The sequence below is a fragment of the Salmonella sp. SJTUF14076 genome, from assembly GCF_015534835.1.
Lineage (GTDB): Bacteria > Pseudomonadota > Gammaproteobacteria > Enterobacterales > Enterobacteriaceae > Salmonella > Salmonella enterica.
Genome location: NZ_CP064674.1, coordinates 2,475,887 through 2,499,196, shown reverse-complemented (window position 1 = coordinate 2,499,196; position 23,310 = coordinate 2,475,887). Strand labels below are relative to the sequence as shown.

The 23,310-nt window shown below is 53.0% G+C and carries 22 protein-coding genes; 7 read left to right on the top strand and 15 right to left on the bottom strand.

The window, feature by feature from the left end; translation table 11 throughout:
- Positions 1 to 46: 46 nt before the first annotated feature.
- From osmV to HU143_RS12100, 10 genes are all read right to left on the bottom strand, one after another.
- Positions 47 to 1,195 (bottom strand): osmoprotectant ABC transporter ATP-binding protein OsmV, encoded by a 1,149-nt coding sequence (gene osmV / locus HU143_RS12145; protein WP_000593088.1) that lies wholly within the window; start codon positions 1,193 to 1,195, stop codon positions 47 to 49.
- Positions 1,195 to 1,842, bottom strand: a complete 648-nt coding sequence (gene osmW / locus HU143_RS12140; protein ID WP_000379677.1) for an osmoprotectant ABC transporter permease OsmW — start codon at positions 1,840 to 1,842, stop codon at positions 1,195 to 1,197. Before osmW ends, osmV begins: the two co-directional genes overlap by 1 nt.
- A 9-nt stretch (positions 1,843 to 1,851) precedes the next feature.
- Positions 1,852 to 2,754: an osmoprotectant ABC transporter substrate-binding protein OsmX gene (gene osmX, locus HU143_RS12135; protein WP_001211193.1), complete on the bottom strand. Its 903-nt coding sequence runs from the start codon at positions 2,752 to 2,754 to the stop codon at positions 1,852 to 1,854.
- A 28-nt stretch (positions 2,755 to 2,782) separates the two neighbouring features.
- Positions 2,783 to 3,493, bottom strand: a complete 711-nt coding sequence (gene osmY, locus HU143_RS12130; RefSeq protein WP_000557304.1) for an osmoprotectant ABC transporter permease OsmY — start codon at positions 3,491 to 3,493, stop codon at positions 2,783 to 2,785.
- A 304-nt stretch (positions 3,494 to 3,797) separates the two neighbouring features.
- A complete protein-coding gene (gene dmsD / locus HU143_RS12125) occupies positions 3,798 to 4,412 on the bottom strand; it encodes a Tat proofreading chaperone DmsD (RefSeq protein WP_023227481.1) in 615 nt (204 codons plus the stop codon).
- A gap of 42 nt (positions 4,413 to 4,454) precedes the next feature.
- A complete protein-coding gene (locus HU143_RS12120; RefSeq protein WP_000534695.1) occupies positions 4,455 to 5,312 on the bottom strand; it encodes a dimethyl sulfoxide reductase anchor subunit family protein in 858 nt (285 codons plus the stop codon).
- Position 5,313: 1 nt separating this feature from the next.
- Positions 5,314 to 5,931 carry a dimethylsulfoxide reductase iron-sulfur subunit DmsB gene (gene dmsB / locus HU143_RS12115; protein ID WP_023227482.1) on the bottom strand — a complete coding sequence of 206 codons (618 nt, stop codon included), beginning with the start codon at positions 5,929 to 5,931 and terminating at the stop codon, positions 5,314 to 5,316.
- 10 nt (positions 5,932 to 5,941) lie between these two features.
- Positions 5,942 to 8,377 (bottom strand): selenate/tellurate reductase subunit YnfF, encoded by a 2,436-nt coding sequence (gene ynfF / locus HU143_RS12110; protein WP_023227483.1) that lies wholly within the window; start codon positions 8,375 to 8,377, stop codon positions 5,942 to 5,944.
- A gap of 98 nt (positions 8,378 to 8,475) precedes the next feature.
- A complete protein-coding gene (gene ynfE / locus HU143_RS12105; protein ID WP_023227484.1) occupies positions 8,476 to 10,914 on the bottom strand; it encodes a selenate/tellurate reductase subunit YnfE in 2,439 nt (812 codons plus the stop codon).
- 156 nt (positions 10,915 to 11,070) lie between these two features.
- A complete protein-coding gene (locus HU143_RS12100; protein ID WP_077909998.1) occupies positions 11,071 to 11,379 on the bottom strand; it encodes a DUF1161 domain-containing protein in 309 nt (102 codons plus the stop codon).
- Positions 11,380 to 11,482: 103 nt separating this feature from the next.
- On the opposite strand from HU143_RS12100, the gene HU143_RS12095 reads away from it, so the two are divergent.
- Positions 11,483 to 12,193 carry a YnfC family lipoprotein gene (locus HU143_RS12095; protein ID WP_064441688.1) on the top strand — a complete coding sequence of 237 codons (711 nt, stop codon included), beginning with the start codon at positions 11,483 to 11,485 and terminating at the stop codon, positions 12,191 to 12,193.
- Positions 12,194 to 12,233: 40 nt separating this feature from the next.
- Here HU143_RS12095 and speG read toward each other — a convergent pair whose 3' ends face one another.
- Together speG and HU143_RS12085 are read right to left on the bottom strand one after the other, a co-directional pair.
- Positions 12,234 to 12,794 (bottom strand): spermidine N1-acetyltransferase, encoded by a 561-nt coding sequence (gene speG / locus HU143_RS12090; RefSeq protein WP_000199997.1) that lies wholly within the window; start codon positions 12,792 to 12,794, stop codon positions 12,234 to 12,236.
- A gap of 35 nt (positions 12,795 to 12,829) precedes the next feature.
- Entirely contained in the window at positions 12,830 to 13,171 is a 342-nt protein-coding gene (locus HU143_RS12085; protein ID WP_001066440.1) for a DUF1283 family protein, read from the bottom strand.
- Positions 13,172 to 13,323: 152 nt separating this feature from the next.
- On the opposite strand from HU143_RS12085, the gene HU143_RS12080 reads away from it, so the two are divergent.
- The 5 genes from HU143_RS12080 to HU143_RS12060 all read left to right on the top strand — a co-directional run bounded on the left by HU143_RS12080 (position 13,324) and on the right by HU143_RS12060 (position 19,059).
- Positions 13,324 to 13,650 carry a YnfA family protein gene (locus HU143_RS12080; protein ID WP_000921382.1) on the top strand — a complete coding sequence of 109 codons (327 nt, stop codon included), beginning with the start codon at positions 13,324 to 13,326 and terminating at the stop codon, positions 13,648 to 13,650.
- A 121-nt stretch (positions 13,651 to 13,771) separates the two neighbouring features.
- Positions 13,772 to 14,986, top strand: a complete 1,215-nt coding sequence (rspA, locus tag HU143_RS12075; protein WP_023227486.1) for a starvation-sensing protein RspA — start codon at positions 13,772 to 13,774, stop codon at positions 14,984 to 14,986.
- 10 nt (positions 14,987 to 14,996) lie between these two features.
- Positions 14,997 to 16,016 (top strand): Zn-dependent oxidoreductase, encoded by a 1,020-nt coding sequence (locus HU143_RS12070; protein WP_023227487.1) that lies wholly within the window; start codon positions 14,997 to 14,999, stop codon positions 16,014 to 16,016.
- A 53-nt stretch (positions 16,017 to 16,069) separates the two neighbouring features.
- Positions 16,070 to 17,449 carry an MFS transporter gene (locus HU143_RS12065; protein WP_000192118.1) on the top strand — a complete coding sequence of 460 codons (1,380 nt, stop codon included), beginning with the start codon at positions 16,070 to 16,072 and terminating at the stop codon, positions 17,447 to 17,449.
- 143 nt (positions 17,450 to 17,592) lie between these two features.
- Positions 17,593 to 19,059 (top strand): mannitol dehydrogenase family protein, encoded by a 1,467-nt coding sequence (locus HU143_RS12060; protein WP_023227488.1) that lies wholly within the window; start codon positions 17,593 to 17,595, stop codon positions 19,057 to 19,059.
- A 66-nt stretch (positions 19,060 to 19,125) separates the two neighbouring features.
- Here HU143_RS12060 and ydfZ read toward each other — a convergent pair whose 3' ends face one another.
- The 3 genes from ydfZ to ydfG all read right to left on the bottom strand — a co-directional run bounded on the left by ydfZ (position 19,126) and on the right by ydfG (position 21,073).
- Positions 19,126 to 19,329, bottom strand: a complete 204-nt coding sequence (gene ydfZ, locus HU143_RS12055; RefSeq protein WP_000989267.1) for a putative selenium delivery protein YdfZ — start codon at positions 19,327 to 19,329, stop codon at positions 19,126 to 19,128.
- A 181-nt stretch (positions 19,330 to 19,510) separates the two neighbouring features.
- Positions 19,511 to 20,197, bottom strand: a complete 687-nt coding sequence (locus tag HU143_RS12050) for a GntR family transcriptional regulator (protein ID WP_000215562.1) — start codon at positions 20,195 to 20,197, stop codon at positions 19,511 to 19,513.
- Positions 20,198 to 20,326: 129 nt separating this feature from the next.
- Complete coding sequence (gene ydfG / locus HU143_RS12045) at positions 20,327 to 21,073, bottom strand: bifunctional NADP-dependent 3-hydroxy acid dehydrogenase/3-hydroxypropionate dehydrogenase YdfG (RefSeq protein WP_020839359.1); 747 nt, start codon at positions 21,071 to 21,073, stop codon at positions 20,327 to 20,329.
- A gap of 138 nt (positions 21,074 to 21,211) precedes the next feature.
- Here ydfG and dcp point away from each other — a divergent pair, with 138 nt between their 5' ends.
- Positions 21,212 to 23,254: a peptidyl-dipeptidase Dcp gene (gene dcp / locus HU143_RS12040; protein WP_023227489.1), complete on the top strand. Its 2,043-nt coding sequence runs from the start codon at positions 21,212 to 21,214 to the stop codon at positions 23,252 to 23,254.
- Positions 23,255 to 23,310: the final 56 nt, after the last annotated feature.

Genomic DNA, 23,310 nt, shown 5'->3' with positions numbered 1-23,310 from the left:
ACAATAATGATATTGCCGGATAGCGAGAGGCCATCCGGCGGCAGCGTTAGCTGTTTTCGTGAATATTTAGCGCCCGACGCGTGCGGCCTGAGCTGAGATAATCGGCGATGTAATCCTGAGAGATTTCACCGTTATAGCGTCCGTCTTCATCAACGATCGGCATCCAGCTGGTATTACTTTCGTACAATCTGGACAGCACAATACGCAGATTATCTTCCGCTTTGCCCGTAATACGGAAAGGATGGGTGATATCGGCGCAGATTCCGCTGGCGTTCCGCGCTTCCCGGCGCTTCACAAATCCCAGTGGCTTACCGTCGTTGTCAATGACGGTAATGGCGCGAATATCGTGATCATCCATAATGCCGAACGCCTCGCTTAACGGCATGGAAGGCCGCGCGGTAATGGTTGGCTGTTGGTCGGTCACATCGCCCGCGGAGACCAGTAGCAAACGCTTTAACGTTCTGTCCTGACCGACAAACGACCCGACAAACTCGTTAGCCGGTTTGGCCAGCAGTTCATCAGGACTGGCGCACTGTACAATTCGCCCCTGACGGAACACGGCGATACGGTCGCCGAGCTTTAGCGCTTCGTCGATATCATGGCTGACCAGCATCACGGTCTTTTTTAGCTTACGCTGCATATCCAGAAACTGGTTCTGGATCACTTCGCGGTTAATGGGGTCCACCGCGCCGAAGGGCTCATCCATCAGCAGTACCGGCGGATCGGCGGCCAGAGCGCGGATCACGCCAATACGCTGTTGCTGTCCCCCGGACATCTCCTTTGGATAGCGATGCAGAAATTTTCTGGCATCCAGCGCCACCATGTCCATCAACTCTTCGGCGCGTTGCTTGCAGCGCGCTTTGTCCCAACCCAACATGCGCGGCACAACGGTAATATTTTCTTCAATCGTCATATTAGGAAACAGGCCGATCTGCTGGATAACATACCCAATATTGCGGCGTAGCGTTACCGTATCCATATCGTTGGTATTCTCGCCGTTGATAAGAATATTACCGCTGCTGGGCGCGATCAGCCGGTTGATCATCTTTAACGTGGTGGTTTTGCCGCAGCCGGAGGGACCGAGTAAGACGCACATTTCGCCTTCCGGCACGTTCAGGTTGACGTTGTCGACGGCTTTTAGCGGCTGACCCTTTTTCTGTACAAATTGTTTGGTGAGATTTTCCAGTTTTATCATTATCGTATCCCCTTAGGTGTCAGTACGACTTGCAGACGATGCAACAGCCAGTCAAGTACAATCGCCAGTAGACAGATCATCAGCGCGCCGGCAATTAACATACGAATATCGCTGCCGCTAATGCCGTTTAACAGTAGCAGTCCCAGACCGCCGGCGCCGATCACCGCGGCAATCGCCATCACGCCGATATTCATCACTACCGCGGTGCGGATACCCCCGAAAATAACCGGTAGGGCCATTGGGATTTCGACCCAGCGCAGCCGTTGCCAGAAAGTCATACCGATGCCGCGTCCCGCTTCACGCAGACCGGGCGGCAAACTATCAAGCGCAGTATGGGTATTCCGGACAATCGGCAGTAAAGAGTAGAGAAAAACGGCCGTCACGGCGGGCAGAACGCCAATACCATGCCCGATCAGCGAAAAGAGCGGGATCATTAATCCAAACAGCGCGATAGACGGAATGGTAAGAAGTAGCGTGGCGGCACCCAATACCGGCGTTGCCAGCCATTTGTGGCGTACAATCAAAACGCCTAACGGTACGCCGATGATAATCGCCAGACCGACGGCCAGCGCGACCAGCCAGAGATGCTGAAAGGTAAGGCTGGCGAGATAGCCTGCGTTATCCAGCATATAATGTATCGTATCCATAGGCGCTCCTTACAGCAGACCTTTGTCCTGCAAAAATTGATGGGCTACCTGTTGCGGCGTGCGATGCTCGATATCGACCTGGGCGTTTAGGGTCGATATCACATCGTTATTGAGCAGGCCGGAAAGGGTGTTTAAGGCGTCATCAAGGCCAGGATTGGCCTCCAGCACCTCTTTACGCACCACGGGCGTGACAGCGTAACTTGGAAAGAAGCCTTTATCATCTTCCAGCACTTTCAGATCAAACCCTTTCACCCGTCCGTCGGTGGTATAGACCAGCCCGGCGTCAACCAGCCCATCCCGAACGGCGTTATAGACCAGCCCTGGGTCCATCTGTCGTATTTGCGGGCGATCGAGCTGCATCTGGTAGGCTTGCTGAAGGGGCTTCATTCCGTCGCTGCGCCCGGCAAATTCCAGATCGAGGCCGAGCATCCAGTTGTGGTCAGGATCGTTCTGCCGGACCTGTTCGATTTTTGCCACCATTTGCGAGATGGTAGTGATATTTTCCGACTCGGCGCGTTTGCGCTGCATCGCGAACGCGTAAGTATTGTTCATGTCAGCCGGTTTGAGCCATACCAGGCCCAGCTTCGCATCCAGGCGTTTTACCGTGTCGTAGGTTTCCTGTGGACTCATGCGCTTATCGATACGGTTGAAAATAATCAGCGATGTACCGGTGTATTCCCAGGTAATATCAATTTGTTTATTCACCATCGCATTACGTGAAATCACCGCGGCGATATTGGTTTGCGGCTGAACCTGAAAGCCTTTCTTCTGCAAATACTGAACGGTCATAGCGGAAAGAATATGCTGCTCGGTAAAGCTTTTGGTGGCGAGAACCAGCGGCGCGGCCTGCGTCTGGCTACTGAACAACAGCGTTGCGGCAAGCCATCCCAACAGGTGTTTTTTGAATCTCATTTAACGCTCCTTATTGTTATTTATGCGTTCAGACGGTATGAGGGCTAAGGCGTCGCCCAAACCAGGCAAGCAGAGTGTCAAGAATCAGCGCGAATAACGCCGTGGCCGTTGCGCCGAGGATCAACGTCGGAAAATCGTTGAGATAAATTCCCGGGAAAATCAGCTCGCCGTAGCTGCTGGCGCCAATCAGAAAGGCCAGCGGCGCGGTGCCGACATTGATGGCGGTCGCGATGCGAATACCGGACAGCATCACTGGCCACGCATTAGGTAGCTCTACCTGGCGAAGCCGCTGCCATTTTGTCATCCCAATCCCGTTCGCCGCTTCAATCAGTGAGGCGGGAACGGAACAGAGGCCCGCATAGGTATTGCGGACGATAGGCAGAAGAGAAGCCAGAAATAGCGCGACAATGGCGGGCGTATCGCCGATCCCGATAATCACCATCGCTAAGGCCAGGACGGCCAGCGGCGGCAAAGTATTACCAACGTTAAAGATTTGCATGACATATTCAGCAAATCCTTTTGCCGCAGGACGGCTGAGTAAAATCCCGCTCGGGATACCGACCAGTAAAGCAAAAAACATGGACGTAAAGACCAGCATCAAATGCCGTTGTCCGAGATACAGCAGATCGACCTGACGCGCTTTCAGCGTCTCCAGACCGATTCCCCAGATAAACAGCGCCAGTAACAGCAGAATGACGATAGTGAACCCAAGTACGCGTTTTAGGGTGAGGGTGTGCATTGCGGTGTGTCTCCCTGTTTGCATGTGTTATGGCGACGTTAAGAGTCGCGTGTTGTTATGCCATGTTCCGGCAGGGTGCTTTGAGCTATAGCAACAGGTTGGGAAGGATTCCAGCGGAGCGTGATGTTTAACACTGTTAAACATCTATTAACAATTATGTTTTGCCCTTATGCGGCTTAGCGTGAACATTCACGATAAAGAATTATCTTAAAAATAGAAATGTGGTGTGACGTTGTCACTTCTTGTAGATAAAAATAGGCCACAATGGGAGAAAAGGCAGGTAAAATCCTGCCTTTTGTGGGGATTAACGGAATAACGGTTTTACAGCGACGGGAATAATGAGTTGAGCTTGCCATTGCGCCAGAGTCAGACGCGCCAGTTGCCCCAACGCCTGATAAAACGGATGCCCGGCATGATCGATAAATACGTCCAGAAAGCGGGACGACCACGGAAACAGATGCCAGGCCAGGAGTTGTTCGCATTCATGATGACGGCCATTCTCGGCAAGCCAGGCCGCCAGCAGCAACAGCGACCCAAAATGATCTTCTGGCTCGTTTTGCTGCATTTCAAACTGAATCCCGTTTTCGCGCATCCACTGACGTAGCGCCAACGTAGAATCGCCAAATAATACGCTCTCACGATCCAGCCAGACGGAACCCCACGGCGGAGACGGCAGAGCGTAAGGGCCGATAAACAGACGCTGCCAGGCCTGTGGCAACGACTCTTCGCAGTGGGTCTTAAACATAGCCGCCACAGGTGCAAGCGCCTCGGCATCAAGCGGCCACTGCGCCTGCCAGTCGTCGTTTAATAGCGCCTGGACCAGAGGAGCGGTTTCGTGGCTTTCCGGCGAATAATAAAACAACGCGCCAAGAACACGCGCCGTTACTGCAAAATCATCACGTTGTAAAAAAGTGGTCATTCAAACAATCCCGAAAGGTGCGGGTCGCCCCGCACGCATAAATTAACCTGCGACGGCCATACCTACGGTCATATGCAGGCCATAAAAAAGTCCGCGGCCAATAATTTCGCCCGCCAGCACCAGCACGACACCGAGCAGCAAACCAACGGTATGCGGTTCGCGGCGACGGATTAGCGGACATAACCAGCAGCCTAATCCGGCAGCAAGCAAGACAATGCGCCAGACCTGTAGCATACCGTAATCCGGTGCGAGATGGCTGGCCTGTTGCACGGAACTGTGAATGGTTGAGAGAGACAGTCCTTGTAGTACGATGACCGCCACGCACACCACCAATGCCAGGCCGCTAATACTGGCAAACGTCACGCTGCAAAATGGGACGCGCGCGATGCGTAGCAGTAGCGCCGCAAACACCGGGCCGCACAGGAATGCCGTGAGGAAAAAGGCCAGCGTGGTGTAGCCATTATACCAGGTTGGCACGGTATCTATCTGATAAACGAGCGTCATTGCCCAGATGAATGCAATGCCGAGCGCCATACTGACCAGCAGCCACACTTTACCCAGCGCCGGGGGCATTTTACCGAGTACCGCCACCAGCCACCAGATGCCGCCTACGGCAAAGAACACCGATCCTGCGGCGATTTCATTACTCAGTGCGGAAGCGCCTACGCGGTTAAGCGAGTTAAACGCGCGCATCGGCGAGCCGAGATGCATAATCGACGCGAGGAATCCCAGTCCCATCACCAGCCACAGAAAAAACATGCTACGCACGATGCGCTGACGGGCGATGGTATCGTCTTTTGCCGTCAGCCAGCCCAGTCCGCTAACGATTAACGCGCCGACCACGCACTGACCAAAGACCGTGAAGATCATCAACGGCCATTCATGCCATCCACTTCCCATCTTATACCTCCTTCGGATTGGCCAGATAACCGGTAGTGTCCCCGGTCGGGCGGCTGTTGGCGTTGGGTTTAATCACAATATTTGGTTTCGTGAAATGCGCGCGCGGCAGCGGCGCGACGGCAGCCAGCTCACCGTGTTTTTTGCGCAGTTCGTCTATCGGGCCAAAATCCAGCGCCCGCAGCGGACAGGACTCGACGCAGATCGGTTTCTTGCCTTCCGCCACCCGGTCATAACAGCCGTCGCACTTGGTCATATGACCTTTGGCCGCGTTGTACTGCGGCGCGCCGTACGGGCAGGCCATGTGGCAGTAGCGGCAGCCGATACAGACCTCTTCATTCACCACCACAAAACCATCTTTGCGCTTGTGCATCGCGCCGCTCGGGCAGACTTTGGTACAGGCCGGGTCTTCGCAGTGGTTGCACGAAATGGAGAGGTAATAGGCAAAGACGTTCTGGTGCCAGACGCCGTTATCTTCCTGCCAGTCGCCACCTGCGTATTCATATATCCGCCGGAAACTGACGTCGGGAGTGAGATCTTTGTAGTCCTTGCAGGCCAGTTCGCAGGTTTTGCAACCGGTGCAACGGCTGGAATCAATAAAAAATCCATACTGGGTTGTCATCGGTTACTCCTTACGCCTTTTCAACCTGAACAAGATTACTGTGTGACGGATTACCTTTCGCCAGTGGGGAAGGCCGGTGCGACGTCAGAATGTTAATGGAGCCGCCGTGATCGATTTTGTCGCCAAACATGTCGGCATTTAACCAGGCGCCCTGGCCGATAGCGGTGACGCCGGGCAATATGCGCGGCGTGACTTTTGCCGGAATGAGCATCTCTCCATTCTGGTTAAAGACCCGCACGGTGTCGCCGTGCTGAATGCCGCGCGCTTGCGCATCAATCGGGTTGATCCAGATCTCCTGCGGACATGCCTGTTGCAGGACGTCGATATTGCCGTAGCTGGAGTGGGTACGCGCTTTATAGTGGAAGCCGGTTAGCTGTAGCGGGTAGCGCTGACGAAGCGGATCGTCCCAACCGTCAAAGCCTGGCGTATAGGCGGGTAAAGGATGGATAATCTCATCTTTCTTCAGCTCCCATGTGTCGGCGAGGGTTGCCAGACGCTCGGAATAGATTTCGATTTTACCGGACGGCGTTTTCAGTGGGTTGGCGGCAGGGTCTTCGCGGAATGAGCGGAAAGCGACGTAGTGCTCCTCCGGGCATTTTTTCTTGAAAATGCCTGTCTGTTTCATCTCTTCGTAATCCGGCATTTCCGGGTTACGCGCTTTGGTTTTTGCGTGCAGGTATTTGACCCACTCATGCTGCGTGCGGCCTTCTGTGAAGGTCTGGTATACGTCCGGACCAAGCCGTTTAGCCACTTCACTGAGCGTCCAGTAAATGGGCTTTCTTTCAAATTTCGGCGAGGTGGCGGGCTGTCCAAGAATGACATAGCCCATATTGCCTGCGGATTCGTGGGAAATCAGATCTTCCTGCTCGGTCGGCATTAAATCAGGCAGCAGAATGTCGCAATATTTTGCCGACGCGGTCATAAAGTGCTCGATACCGACGATCATTTCACATTTACTGTCGTCCTGAAGCACCTCGTGGGTGTGGGCGATATCGCCATGCTGATTGATCAGCGTATTACTGGCGTAGCACCACAAAAATTTGATCGGCACGTCGAGTTTGTCTTTTCCCCGCACGCCGTCGCGTGTGGCGGTCATTTCCGCGCCATGATCGATAGCGTCGGTCCAGGTAAAGACCGAAATCTGGGTTTTTACCGGGTTCTCCAGCATAGAAAACCATTCGACGCCCAGATCCCAGGTGCCTTCGCGCACGCCGGAATTACCGCCATTTATGCCGACGTTACCGGTGAGTACAGACAACATGGCGATTGCGCGTGCGGTCTGCTCCCCGTTAGAGTGGCGTTGCGGTCCCCAGCCCTGGCAAATGTAAGCCGGTTTCGCCGAGCCGATTTCCCGCGCCAGTTGAATGATTTTTTCCGCCGGAATACTGGTAATCTGCGCGGCCCATTGCGGCGTTTTAGCAATACCGTCTTCGCCCTGACCCAAAATATAGGCTTTATAGTGCGCGTTACGCGGGGCCGAGGCGGGCAGAGTGGTTTCGTCGTAGCCGATGCAGTATTTATCCAGAAACGGTTTATCAATAAGATCTTCGGTAATCAGCACCCAGCCGATTGCCGCCGCCAGCGCGCCATCGGTACCCGGGCGAATCGGCAGCCACTCGTCTTCGCGGCCGGCGGCAGTGTCGTTATAACGCGGGTCAATGACGATCATCCGGGCGTTGGAGCGTTCGCGCGCCTGTTCGACATAGTATGTCACGCCGCCGCCGCTCATACGTGTTTCCGCGGGGTTATTGCCAAACATCACCACCAGTTTTGTATTGGCGATATCATCCGGACTATTGCCGTCGTTGCCGCCGAACATATAGCTCATGGCCGCGCTGATTTGGGCGGTGCTGTAGCTACCGTAACGGCTGAGATAGCCGCCGCAGGCGTTCATCAGGCGATACGGTACGTTAGAATTGGTAATATTGCCGCCGTCCACGCCGGTACCGTAAAGGACATGTACCGCTTCGTTGCCGTAGTCCTTGAGGATACGTTTCAGGTTATCGCCGATGGTATCCAACGCTTCATCCCAACTGATACGTTCGAATTTGCCTTCTCCTCGTTTACCAACGCGTTTCATCGGATATTTCAGGCGATCGGGATGATTCATCCGGCGACGAATAGAACGGCCGCGCAGGCAGGCGCGTACCTGATGGTTGCCATATTCATCGTTGCCCGTGGTATCTGATTCAACCCAATATACGGTGTCATCTTTTACGTGCAGGCGCAGCAGGCAGCGGCTGCCGCAGTTAACGGTACATGAACTCCAGACCGCTTTTTCTGCCACATTGCCGGATGCGAGGTCTGCTGCGGCGTGTGCGATGCGGGAGAACGGAAGGGTGAAAGCGCTACTGGCAAGCGCAAGGCTACCGATAGCGGAGGTTTTCACCAGGCTTCGTCGGCTGATACTGGCCGCCATTAATGCCTCAGGGTTGGTGATTTTCATAACAGCTCACTATGCTCATCCAAAAAAGAGTTTTAAATGTCGTTGTGTTCGCAAAACGGGGAGCTCCGGGCGCGTAAAAACGTCCCGGAGCAGGCGGCTTAGATTTTTTCGATTTCCACCAGATTTGTATGTTGAGGATTCCCTTTTGCCAGGGGGGAAGGACGCAGCGTCGTGAGCGTATTGATGCAGGCGCCGTGGTCAATTTTATCGCCAGCCATATCCGCATTATGCCATGCGCCCTGACCCATCGCGCTGACGCCCGGCAGAATACGCGGCGTGACTTTGGCGGGTAGACGCACCTCTCCACGATCGTTAAAGACGCGAACCTTATCGCCATTCGCGATACCACGTTTTTGCGCATCAAGCGGATTTATCCACACCTCCTGGCGACAGGCGGCCTGCAGAACATCAATATTGCCGTAGCTTGAATGGGTACGGGATTTATAGTGAAAGCCAAACAGCTGTAGCGGGAAGGTGCTCCGTTTCGGATCGTCCCATCCTTCAAAAGTAGGGGTATAAATCGGCAGTGGGCTTATCACGTCGCCTTCCGCCAGCTCCCAGGTACTGGCGATGTGAGCGAGTTGGCTCGAGTAGATTTCGATTTTACCGGACGGCGTTTTTAACGGATTGGCCTGCGGATCTTCACGAAATTTTTTATAGGCGACAAAATGGCCGTTGGGATCTTTACGTTTATAGATGCCCATTTTTTTCAGATCGTCATACGCGGGCAATGCCGGATCTCTTGCCTGCATTTTGGCGTACAGATATTGCAGCCATTGCGCCTGGGTACGGCCTTCGGTAAACCGCTGATACACATCGTCGCCGAGGCGTCTGGCGATTTCGCTGAGTACCCAGTAGATGGGCTTGCGCTCGAACTTAGGCGTCGTCGCCGGTTGGATAAAAATCAGATATCCCATATTGCCGGCGTAATCATTGGGGATGATATCTTCCTGTTCGACGGTCATGAGATCCGGCAGTAAAATATCGGCGTACTTCGCGGAAGAGGTCATAAAGTTGTCGATGACCACAATCATTTCGCATTTCGCTTCATCCTGAAGAATTTCATGGGTTTTATTAATATCCGAATGCTGATTAATCAGGGTGTTGCCAGCGTAGTTCCATAGAAATTTGATCGGGACATCCAGCTTATCTTTGCCGCGTACGCCGTCGCGCAGGGCGGTCATTTCCGGGCCGCGCGCAATGGCGTCCGTCCAGCTAAAGCAGGAGATGGCGGTTTTAACGGGATTCTCCAGGACCGGCAGACGTTCAATGGTAATGGTGTAAGTGGATTCGCGTGCGCCGCTATTACCGCCATGAATGCCGACGTTGCCGGTCAGAATCGGTAACATGGCGATGGCGCGAGCGGTTTGTTCGCCGTTCGCCTGACGCTGCGGGCCCCAACCCTGACAGATGTAGGCCGGCTTGACGCTGCCTATCTCGCGCGCCAGTTTGATAATCCGATCGGCGGGGATGCCGGTAATATGCGATGCCCACTGCGGCGTTTTGGCGATACCGTCCTCGCCCTGACCCAAAATATAAGCCTTATAATGGCCATTGGGGGGCGCGTCAGCCGGAAGGGTCTTTTCATCGTAGCCGATGCAATAGTTATCGAGAAAAGGCTGGTCAACGAGATTTTCGTTAATCAATACCCAGGCAATTCCCGCCACCAGCGCGGCGTCGGTGCCGGGGCGAATCGGTATCCACTCGTCTTCACGTCCGGCAGCGGTATCGGTATAGCGCGGATCTATCACGATCATGCGCGCATTTGAGCGTTCACGCGCTTGCTCCAGAAACCAGGTAATGCCGCCGCCGCTCATGCGTGTTTCAGCCGGATTATTGCCGAACATGACCACCAGTTTACTGTTTTCGATATCAGATGTGCTGTTGCCGTCGTTGGAGCCATAGGTGTAGGGCATGGCGCAAGAAATTTGCGCGGTACTGTATGAGCCGTATTGATTCAACGAACCGCCGTAGCAGTTCATCAAACGCTTCACCGGCGAGGCGGCAGGCGACGAGCGGGTTATGTTGCCGCCTACGATGCCGGATGAATAGTGGATATAAACGGCTTCATTGCCGTAGGTCTCTACGGTCTTTTTCAGGCTGGCGCTAATGGTGTCCAGTGCTTCCTGCCAGCTAATGCGTTCAAATTTGCCTTCGCCGCGGCGGCCAACGCGTTTCATGGGATAGTTAAGGCGATCCGGATGGTTAATGCGCCGACGGATTGAACGGCCCCGCAGACAGGCGCGAACCTGATGATTGCCGTAGACATCGTCGCCAGTGTTATCAGTTTCAACCCACCAGACTTCATTATCTTTTACATGCAGACGCAGGGCGCAGCGACTGCCGCAGTTGACCGAACAGGCGCCCCAGACGATTTTATCTTCTTCGTTGCGCATGGCCTGCTGCACCGCCGCGGCCGCGGTACGCATCCCAAACGGTAAAGATACGCCTCCGGCAGCCAGCGCCAGTGAGCCAAGCGCCGCTGATTTCACTAACGTCCTGCGGCTAACGCCTGTTTGTTGCTTTTCTCCGGGCATCACTCACTCCATTGTCGTTATTATTTCGCTATATATTGATAACTATAACGAAATTATTAACATGCTAATGATGTAATGAGTTTACCCCTTTGGGAGTAAGGATTATTAATCCATGTCAAAGAGCGTTACCCTCCGGACCCGGAGGGCAGGAGGAGGTTATTGCGGTTCGGCGGATGAACCGTCCTGAGCGGGAGAGGTATTGGCTGGCGCATTGCCGCTGTTGGTGCGGGTATAAAGAATTTTATGCGTGTCGTTCGCGCAATGGCCCACCACCTGTGAGTCCGGCTGATCGGCCTGGTCGTTAGGAACGATAGTGAGCGTAAAATTATCCGCCGGCACGCCGTTATTGATGATACGTTGTTCAATATCGCTTTTTACTCTCTCGCACGATCCCGGTGCCGCCATCACCAGCGAGGAGGCGCTGACTAACGCCAGAGCGGCTATTGCAGTTGCGATTTTCATCATGAACTCCTGTGATTAATGACGATGTTCTAAGCTTAGCATTTTTCGTGTAAATAACTGTATTTGCTAATATGATGATAAATATCTTTTCATCCTGGTGATACGTGTGAAGAAACCCCTTTTACTGACGTTATTGTGCATGATACTGGCAGGTTGTGATAACCCGAAATCCCTTGAGTCTTTTACGCCGGAAATGGCCAGTTTTTCGAACGAATTTGATTTTGATCCATTACGTGGTCCGGTAAAGGATTTCAGCCAGACATTGATGAGTGAGCATGGCGAAGTGGCGAAGCAGGTCACCGGTACGCTTTCACAGGAAGGCTGTTTTGATACGCTTGAGTTACACGATCTGGAGAATAATACGGGGCTGGCCCTCGTGCTGGATGCCAATTATTACCGGGATGCTCAGACGCTGGAAAAAAAGGTGCAGTTACAGGGGAAGTGCCAGCTGGCGGCGTTGCCTTCGGCGGGCGTGACCTGGGAGACGGACGACAACGGTTTTGTGGTATCGGCGACGGGCAAAGAGATGAAAGTCGAGTACCGCTATGATAGCGAAGGCTATCCGTTAGGTAAGACAACCATAAACTCGCAGAATACGCTCTCTGTAACGGCAAAACCCTCCGCGGACCCGCGTAAAAAGCTGGACTATACGGCAGTCAGCCGGGTGGATGATCGACAGGTCGGCAACGTCATACAGAGCTGCGAATATGATGCGTACGCGAACCCTGTTGACTGCCGGCTTGTTATCGTCGATGAGAGCGTTAAGCCGGCAGTGTCCCACCATTACACCATTAAAAATCGTATCGATTACTACTAAACCGGGCGCGGTGCGACTCTCCGTGACTACCGCGCCGCGCTTACTGCGCGGTGGGTTTCAGGAGCGTAGAACCGGACGTTTTATGTTCATCCAGATACTGCTGCTGGAAGATACACATGCGGATGGTGTTACGGTATTCGCCGTTAATGAAGAACTCATGAATCAGCTCGCCTTCTACTCTAAACCCGAGTTTACGGTAGATGTGAATCGCTTTTTCATTCTCTTTATCGACGATCAAATACAATTTATAGAGATTGAGTACGGTAAATCCGTAATCCATCGCCAGTTTGGCCGCGCGTGATGCCAGGCCTTTTCCCTGGTACTCCGGCGAAATAATAATCTGAAATTCCGCCCGCCGATGCACATGGTTAATTTCCACCAGTTCCACCAGCCCGGCGTTTTCACCATCGCATTCGACGACAAAGCGCCGTTCGCTTTGGTCGTGGATGTGTTTGTCGTAGAGATCCGACAGTTCGACAAAAGCCTCATACGGCTCTTCAAACCAGTAACGCATAACGCTGGCATTATTATCAAGCTGGTGGACAAATCGTAAATCTTCACGCTCAAGCGGGCGCAGTCTGACCTTGTAGTCACTTGTCATACTGTATCCTTACACTTCCTTTTAGTTATCCTGCATCAGGGCGTAATAACGCGACCTGTACGACGATCCAGACACCGCAGCGTATTGGGTTCCCAATAGGCGTTGATGTTGGCGCTTTGCTCGCATTTATCGCGGTTATCAAAGGCGGCATCGGCTTTGTCCCACTCTTTTTCTGCGCGGGTATTCACTTTCTGGCGCAGACTGCGAGTGTCGTTCCATTGTTCCTTTTCCATCGCCGCTTCCTGACGACTTTGTGCGCTATCTCCCGATTCAATCACCAGTTTACTGGTTTCAGCGAATGCGGAAGTAGTATATACAACGGCAGCCAGCGTAAGCATTGCCGTCAGGCAAAGGCGTTTGCTCAGCGTATTGTTCATCACAACATCCTTTCATCAGAGGGGAAAAAGCGGTAAACCACCTGTAAATTCTACACCAATCCTTATGCCTGGCATATACACAAGAATGGCCGGATAACCGTAACGATATTCTGTTGTATTATCACTTATCATTTCGTAACCAAATGAATCTCATGCTAAAGACGACTCTGCTTTTCTTTGTCACCGCCCTCTGTGAAATCATTGGATGTTTTCTTCCCTGGCTATGGATTAAGCGCGGCGCCAGCGTGTGGTGGCTTCTGCCCGCCGCCGCGTCACTCGCGTTATTCGTCTGGCTTTTGACCTTGCATCCGGCGGCGAGTGGGCGGGTTTATGCGGCTTACGGTGGGGTATATGTCTGTACTGCGCTCCTGTGGTTACGTGTTGTCGATGGCGTCCGGCTCACGGTTTATGACTGGTGCGGCGCGTTGATCGCGCTGTGCGGAATGCTGATTATCGTCGTTGGATGGGGGCGTACGTAACATTGCCGCGCTGCCAGAACATTTTGTGATCGGGCAGCGCTTTTTAGATAAATATACTTGTATGGTAGTAGCTTAGTTGGGTAAATTTCCTGCATCCCATAATGCGATGTAAGGAATAAAAATGAAGATTGTAGGGGCTGAAGTTTTTGTTACGTGTCCAGGGCGTAACTTCGTCACCTTAAAAATAACCACGGAAGACGGGATCACCGGTCTGGGAGATGCCACCCTGAACGGACGCGAGCTCTCGGTGGCCTCGTACCTTACCGATCATCTGTGTCCACAACTCATCGGGCGGGATGCTCACCGCATCGAAGATATCTGGCAGTTCTTCTACAAAGGCGCGTACTGGCGCCGTGGTCCTGTCACCATGTCCGCCATTTCCGCGGTTGATATGGCGCTATGGGATATTAAAGCCAAAGCCGCCAATATGCCGTTGTATCAGTTACTCGGCGGCGCTTCGCGTGAAGGCGTCATGGTGTATTGCCATACCACAGGCCACACCATCGACGATGTGCTGGAAGACTATGCGCGTCATAAAGAGCAAGGGTTCAAAGCAATCCGCGTGCAGTGCGGCGTTCCGGGGATGAAAACCACCTACGGCATGGCGAAAGGCAAGGGACTGGCCTATGAGCCTGCGACAAAAGGCCAGTGGCCGGAAGAACAATTGTGGTCAACGGAAAAGTATCTCGATTTTACGCCAAAGCTATTTGACGCCGTGCGTAATACGTTCGGGTTTAATGAACATCTTCTGCACGATATGCATCACCGACTGACGCCTATTGAGGCTGCCCGCTTTGGCAAAAGTATTGAAGACTATCGTTTGTTCTGGATGGAAGACCCGACGCCGGCTGAAAATCAGGAGTGCTTCCGCCTGATCCGCCAGCATACGGTTACGCCGATTGCCGTAGGCGAAGTCTTTAACAGTATCTGGGATTGCAAACAGCTCATTGAAGAGCAATTGATTGACTACATCCGCACCACGATTACCCATGCCGGTGGTATTACCGGGATGCGCCGCATTGCCGATTTTGCCTCGCTCTACCAGGTGCGTACCGGTTCGCATGGGCCGTCCGATCTGTCGCCGGTTTGTATGGCCGCGGCATTACATTTCGACCTGTGGGTGCCTAACTTTGGCGTGCAGGAGTTTATGGGCTACTCCGAACAGATGCTGGAGGTTTTCCCGCATAACTGGACGTTTGAGGGCGGCTATATGCATCCGGGCGACAAGCCAGGACTGGGCATTGAGTTCGATGAAAAACTGGCGGCGAAATATCCTTACGATCCAGCCTATTTGCCGGTGGCCCGCCTGGAAGACGGCACACTGTGGAACTGGTAAGGAGCGAAAAATGAAAAGCATCGTAATCGAAAAACCGAATACATTAACTATCGAAACGCGCGCGCTTCCGCAGCCTGCGCCGGGCGAAGTTCGTATTAAAGTGAAACTGGCGGGTATCTGCGGTTCCGACAGTCATATTTATCGGGGACATAATCCCTTTGCAAAATATCCCCGTGTCATAGGCCATGAATTTTTCGGTGTCATCGACGCGGTAGGCGACAACGTCAATCGCGACCGGATAGGAGAACGGGTATCCGTCGATCCGGTGATCAGTTGCGGGCATTGTTACCCTTGTTCAGTCGGTAAACCCAATGTGTGTACCTCGCTGGTGGTGCTGGGCGTGCATCGTGACGGCGGTTTCAGCGAGTATGCGGTGGCGCCGGCCCGTAATGCTCATCGCATACCGGACAACATCGCAGATCATCATGCCGTCATGGTTGAGCCGTTTACCATTGCGGCAAATGTGACGGGGCAGGTGAATCCGACCGAGCAGGACGTGGCGCTTATCTATGGCGCAGGCCCGATGGGACTGACGACCGTACAGGCGCTGAAGGGGGGTTATCAGGTTAAAACGGTCATAGTCGTTGATCGCATTGAAGAGCGTTTAGCGATGGCGAAGCAGAGCGGCGCTGACTGGACCCTCAATAATGGTCAACATTCACTGGCGGAATTTCTACAACAGAAGGCGCTAAAACCGACCTTGATTGTCGATGCCGCCTGTCATCCCGCTATCCTGCAAGAGGCGATTACCCTTGCATCGCCTGCGGCACGCATTGTCCTGATGGGATTTTCCAGCGACCCGTGTGAGATTGTACAGCAGGGTATTACCGGAAAAGAGCTGGCTATTTATTCATCGCGTCTTAATGCCAATAAATTCCCGGTCGTTATTGACTGGCTGAATAAAGGGCTTATTGATCCGGATAAGCTGATAACGCATACATTTGATTATCAACATGTCACCGACGCGATTGAGCTTTTCGAGAAAGACCAGCGTCAATGCTGCAAAGTCTTACTCACGTTTGCGAAATAATATAAATAATTGCGAGTAAGTGGTACGCATCTTACCTCTTAGAGATTGCCTATATGACACAAATAAAGCATGAACGATCGACTCAGGATTTAGTGCGCGCTGCCGTATCTGGCTGGTTAGGCACCGCGCTTGAATTTATGGATTTTCAGTTATATTCACTAGGCGCGGCTCTGGTCTTCCATGAAATATTTTTTCCGGAACAGTCTGCCGCGATGGCGCTTATTCTGGCAATGGGCACCTATGGTGCAGGTTATATAGCCAGGATTATCGGCGCCTTTGTTTTTGGTAAAATGGGCGACCGCATCGGACGAAAAAAAGTATTGTTTATTACCATCACCATGATGGGGATCTGCACCACGCTGATTGGCGTACTGCCGACGTATGCGCAAATCGGCATTTTTGCGCCAGTATTACTGGTGACATTGCGAATTATACAGGGGCTGGGCGCCGGGGCGGAAATTTCCGGCGCGGGTACTATGCTGGCCGAGTATGCGCCGAAAGGAAAGCGTGGCATCATTTCCTCGCTGGTCGCGATGGGCACCAACTGCGGTACGTTGAGCGCGACGGCGATCTGGGCGGTGATGTTCTTTGCGCTTGAACGCGAACAACTGATCGCCTGGGGATGGCGTATTCCTTTCCTGGCGAGCGTCGTTGTTATGATATTCGCGATCTGGCTGCGAATGAATCTGAAAGAAAGTCCGGTATTCGAAAAAGTAAGCGAAGGCGAAAAATCGCCAGCGTTAACGCCTGCGTCAGAAAATACATTGGGCGCGATGTTTACCAGCAAATCTTTCTGGCTGGCCACCGGTTTACGTTTTGGACAAGCTGGGAATTCGGGGCTTATTCAAACCTTCCTTGCCGGATATTTAGTTCAGACGTTATTATTTAACAAATCTATCCCAACCGATGCGTTAATGATAAGTTCCGTAATTGGTTTTATCACTATCCCACTCTTGGGGTGGTTGTCCGATAAATACGGTCGTCGGCTGCCGTATATAATATTGAATATCTCCGCGATTATTCTCGCCTGGCCGATGCTGTCTATTGTGGTAGATAAAACGTATAGCCCTGGCGTAATTATGGCGGCGCTCATTGTTATTCATAACTTTGCCGTGCTGGGATTATTTGCGCTGGAAAACATCACCATGGCGGAAATTTTCGGATCGCGTAATCGCTTCACCCGGATGGCGATTTCAAAAGAGGCTGGGGGGCTGGTGGCGGTCGGCTTTGGCCCCGTCCTCGCAGGGATCTTTTGTAACATGACCGATTCCTGGCTGCCCATCTTAATTATGCTGGTGCTCTACTCGTGTATTGGTCTGATTTCTGCGCTATTGATGCCGGAGGTCAGAGATCGCGACCTGAGTCTGCCTGAGGATGCGGCGGAAGCGACAGCGGCAGAGAAGTTACGCCACTCCGCAACCCAGACGAGTTAAATCGTGTCGATGGTATGGCCGGAACGCTAATGCGGTTTCGGCCATGCTGTCCGGTCACTTTTGTTTAATTAGCGTAAATCCAAATGCACCAGGGCAGGCGTTACTCTGCGACTGTTCCGCTTTCAGAATATAGAGGTTATAAAATGCAAAACAGGCTTTTATCGGCAAAGGCGACGCTTCCTGATTACGATCGTGCGGCGCTGGCGGCGCGGATGGTCCATCTCGGTTTTGGCGCGTTTCATCGCGCGCATCAGGGGGTTTATACAGATATTCTGGCTGCGGAGCAGCATAGCGACTGGGGCTATTATGAGGTTAATCTTATTGGCGGCGAACAGCAGATTGCCGATCTAAAGCAGCAGGATAACCTCTATACCGTGGCGGAGATGTCGGCGGAAGCCTGGACGGCGCGTGTGGTGGGCGTCGTCAAAGCGGCGTTGCATGTCCAGGTTGATGGTCTGGAACGTGTGCTGGCGGCGATGTGCGAACCGCAGATAGCGATTGTGTCTCTGACCATTACCGAGAAAGGGTATTGTCATTCGCCTGCCACGGGCCAACTTCTGCTGGAACATCCCATGATTGCCGCCGACCTGCAAAATCCGCATCAACCGCTAACGGCACCGGGTATTATTGTTGAAGCGTTAGCACGTCGTAAAGCCACAGGCTTACCGGCATTTACCGTGATGTCCTGCGACAACATGCCGGAAAATGGGCATGTGACGCGTCAGGTTGTAACGGCTTACGCCCGGGAGGTGGATGCGGAACTGGCGATATGGATCGAGCAAAACGTGACATTTCCGTCAACCATGGTTGATCGGATTGTCCCTGCGGTCACGCCGGAGACGCTGGATAAAATCGAACAACTGACCGGCGTGCGCGATCCGGCGGGTGTCGCCTGTGAGCCGTTTCGTCAGTGGGTGATAGAAGATACGTTTGTGGCGGGTCGTCCGCAGTGGGAAAACGCGGGCGCGACGTTGGTCGCCGACGTGGTTCCGTTTGAAGAGATGAAACTGCGGATGCTTAACGGCAGTCATTCATTCCTGGCTTATCTGGGGTATCTTGCCGGCTATCAGCATATTAATGACTGTATGGATGACGACAACTATCGTCTGACCGCGCAGGCGTTAATGTTACGCGAGCAGGCGCCAACGCTGAAAGTCCAGGGGGTAGATTTACAGCGTTATGCCGATCAGTTGATTGCGCGTTACCGTAATCCGGCGCTGCGTCATCGTACCTGGCAGATTGCGATGGATGGCAGCCAGAAACTTCCGCAGCGTATGCTGGACTCCGTTCGCTGGCATCTTGCTAATCATAGCGATTTTGATTTGCTGGCGCTGGGCGTGGCGGGGTGGATGCGTTATGTTGGCGGCGTGGATGAGCAGGGCAAGGCCATCGACATTAGCGATCCGCTATTGCCGGTTATTCAGCGCGCCGTGGCAAACAGTGAAGAAGGCGCCAGTCGTGTTAAGGCGCTGCTGGGAATGGCAGAAATTTTCGGCAACGATTTGCCGCAGGCGGCGCGGTTTACGCAAAAAGTGCAAGAAGCCTATGACAGTTTACTAACATATGGCGCGAAAGCGAGCGTGGCGAAATATGCCGAGCGGTTGAAGTAGCGCAACAGAGACCCGGTAGCATTATGCTACCGGGAAGGCCGGAGCGGTTCTTAGCGGCCAGTGGTATCAGTTCATGCCAAGACGAATCAGTTCGACCGGCGCGAATTTACCTTCACAACCTTCGACAATCACCGTTTTGCCGCGGCGAATTTGACCTGCATCCAGACCTTCGCTCTCAATGGCTTTGATAATCCCGGTATGACCTGTGCCGCTTATCATGACCCGGCTACCGGTAGTGATTGCGTTACGGTTACGATCGTATGTCATCATGGTGTTTTCTCCTTTCAAACTTACAGCCAAAGCCCGCAGGTTTCCCCGCATGACGGGCGACATATAAATACGCTTATCGTTGCGGATTTTTTTTGTTTTTGATCAAGCTCACGGCTTTTTAGGCGGGAATGTGCAGGGTGAGAAAGCGGAGAAGGCGTCTCACCCCGACGTTAAAGGGGGGTTAGTCTTCGCTAAACCAGCCGCTGTTTTCCTGACGGATAAGCTGGACGGATTCGCTAATTTCCTGCAAATGCTGGGTCATTGCGCTCTCAACCGCATTGCCGTCACGATTTTCCAGCGCGGAGAAAATATCATGGTGCTGGCGCAACAACATCTCCGGCGGAGAAACATGATCCAGACTCATATAGCGAACCCGGTCGATTGTCGCTTTGATATTTTCAATGGTATCCCACGCTAACTGGCAATCGGCGATCTGCGCCAGCTTTTGGTGGAAATCGTCATCAAGCTGGAAAAAATCATCAATCTGTTTGCGCTCGATAGCAATATGTTGCAGGTGCAGGTTTTGCGCCAGTTGATAGCACTGGTTGTCGGTGATCATCGCCGCCGCACGGCGGACCACCGCGCATTCGATCGCCTGCCGAACAAAGCAGCCATTCTGTACCTGAGAAAGCGAAATCTTATTCACATAACTACCGCGCTGAGGGCGGATCTGAATCAACCCATTTTCCGCCAGCTTTATAAAAGCCTCGCGCACCGGTTGACGCGAAACGTTAAAACGGGTTGAGACCTCTTTTTCTGATAGCGGCGTGCCAGGCGGGATAAGACAATGCACGATATCACGCCGAAGAATACGGTAAATTTGCTGGTTGACAGGCTGTGTAGGGTTAAGCTGCGTTTCGACGGTCATTCATTCTTACTTTTTAGGCGGTTGACCCGGATACTCTACCACTTTTCCGTGGCGGTCTATACCGATCATGTTCTTGGTTGCAGATACGTTTGCCAGGGGTTACCCGGCCCGCAGACCGGGTATAACCTCTTAGCTACGGTGGACGCTGAGCCCTGCGAAAGATTGGGTAACAGGCATCATTTCAACGGTATTAATATTCACATGCGCGGGGAGTGTGGCCACCCACCATACCGCTTCGGTAATGTCTTCTGGCGTGAGCGCGGTGGTATTTTCGTAGGTTTTACCCGCTTTCTCATCGTCGCCTTTGAAACGGACGCTGGAAAACTCGGTACCGCCAACCAGACCCGGTTCAATGTCGGTCACGCGAACCGCCGTGCCGTGTAAATCCGTGCGCAAATTCAGGCTAAACTGGCGCACAAAGGCTTTCGTCGCGCCATAGACGTTGCCACCAGCATAAGGCCAACTGCCGGCGGTTGAACCGATGTTAATGATATGACCGCGATTACGTTCGACCATTCCTGGCAGCACGGCGCGGGTCATATAAATTAAGCCTTTATTATTAGTATCGATCATAGTTTCCCAGTCTTCTACGCTGGCTTTATGCGCCGGTTCAAGACCCAGCGCCAGACCGGCGTTATTGACCAGCACATCAATATCGCGCCACTGCGCAGGCAGAGAGGTCATCATCTCTTCGATGGCCGCGCGGTTGCGCACGTCCAGTTGGGCGGTCAATACGTTCTCGCCAAGCTCATCTTTTAACGCTTGCAGGCGTTCATGACGACGTCCCGTGGCAATGACTTTATGTCCATTCTCAACAAAACGGCGTGCAATGCACTCGCCAAATCCTGCGGTTGCTCCAGTTACTAAAACGATCATCACACAGTTCCTCAACGCTTTTTGTGTTGTATTACCATAGCACGCGGCGTTTATGAAAGGGTAATCCTGGTTAACACGGTTGCGGTCAGCATAGGGGGAAGCTTACTCTTATGATCAACCTATTTTCAGGAGTGAAAAATGTCGACGAATCCTTTGTTAGACCAGAGTATGTTGCCTTATCAGGCACCGCGTTTTGATCGGATCAAAGATTGCCATTATCGTCCTGCTTTTGATGAGGGCGTGCGGCAAAAACGCGTGGAAATCGAGGCCATCGTCAATCATCCGGCGGCCCCTGACTTTACGAATACGCTTCTGGCGCTGGAGCAAAGCGGGGCGCTTCTGTCACGCGTCACCAGCATTTTTTTCGCGATGACGGCCGCGCACACTAACGATGAACTCCAGCGGTTGGATGAGGCCTTTTCTGCCGAGCTGGCGGCGCTCTCCAACGATATTTATCTGAATAGCGCGTTATTCGCTCGCGTGGACGCCGTCTGGCAACAGCGTCACTCACTGGGGCTGGATGATGAGTCGCTACGGTTGGTCGATGTTATCCATCAGCGTTTTGTGTTGGCAGGCGCGCAGCTTGCCGAAGAGGATAAAGCGCGACTGAAGGTATTGAATACTGAATCCGCGACCTTAATGAGTCAGTTTAATCAGCGTCTGCTGGCGGCAAGTAAAGCGGGCGGGCTGGCGGTCGATGACGCGCATTGCCTGGCAGGATTAAGCCCGGAAGAAATGACCGTCGCTGCTGAAGCGGCGCGTGAAAAAGGCCTGGAGGAGCGTTGGTTCATTCCGCTCCTTAATACGACGCAACAGCCTGCGCTTGCTACGCTGCGCGATCGCCAGACCCGCGAAAATTTATTCGCAGCGTCATGGACTCGGGCGGAAAAAGGAGATGCCCACGATACCCGCGCTATCGTTCAGCGTCTGGTAGAGATTCGTCGCTGTCAGGCAAAACTGCTGGGTTTCCCCAATTATGCCGCATGGAAAATGGCCGATCAGATGGCGAAAACGCCGCAAGCCGCACTGAGCTTTATGCGTGGCATTGTGCCGCCAGCGCGTCAGCGTGTACTCAATGAACAGGCGGAAATTCAGAACGTCATTGATGGTGAGCAGGGCGGCTACACCGTTCAGGCCTGGGACTGGATGTTCTATGCTGAACAGGTACGGCGGGAAAAATATGCGTTAGATGAAGCGCAACTGAAGCCCTATTTTGCCTTAAATACGGTGTTGCAAGAGGGGGTTTTCTGGACCGCCAACCAGCTATTCGGCATCACCTTCGTCGAGCGTTTTGACATTCCGGTGTATCACCCTGATGTTCGGGTGTGGGAGATTTTCGACTCCGATGGTGTCGGCATGGCGTTATTTTATGGCGACTTCTTCGCGCGGGACTCGAAAAGCGGCGGCGCGTGGATGGGGAATTTTGTCGAGCAATCCACACTCAATGAAACCCGGCCCGTTATATACAATGTATGTAACTATCAGAAACCGGTTGATGGGCAGCCTGCATTACTGCTTTGGGACGACGTTATTACGCTCTTCCATGAGTTTGGTCATACGTTACATGGTTTGTTTGCCGTTCAGCGCTATGCCACGCTTTCAGGTACCAATACGCCCCGCGACTTTGTCGAGTTTCCCTCCCAGATTAATGAGCATTGGGCGAGCCATCCACGTGTGTTCGAACGCTACGCGCGTCATGTCGACAGCGGTGAAAAAATGCCTGCTGATTTACAGGAAAGAATGCGCAAGGCGAGTTTATTTAATAAAGGTTACGATATGACTGAATTGCTCGGCGCCGCATTGCTGGATATGCGCTGGCATATGCTGGAGGAGAGCGTAGCAGAGCAGTCTGTCGCTGAGTTCGAGCAACAGGCGCTGGCCGCCGAGCATCTTGATTTACCGGCAGTGCCGCCCCGCTATCGCAGCAGTTATTTTGCCCATATCTTCGGCGGCGGCTACGCAGCGGGATACTACGCCTACCTGTGGACGCAAATGTTAGCGGATGACGGTTATCAATGGTTTGTAGAGCAGGGCGGCCTGACGCGTGAAAACGGGCAGCGTTTTCGCGATGCTATCCTTTCCCGGGGGAATAGTACTGATTTAGAAACGCTTTATTCAGCCTGGCGTGGACATGAACCGCATATTGACCCCATGTTGCAATATCGTGGGCTCGATCGCTAAGCTGATACGGTTGTTCGGCACTGTCGAACAACCGCCTGAAAATGAATCCTGAACTT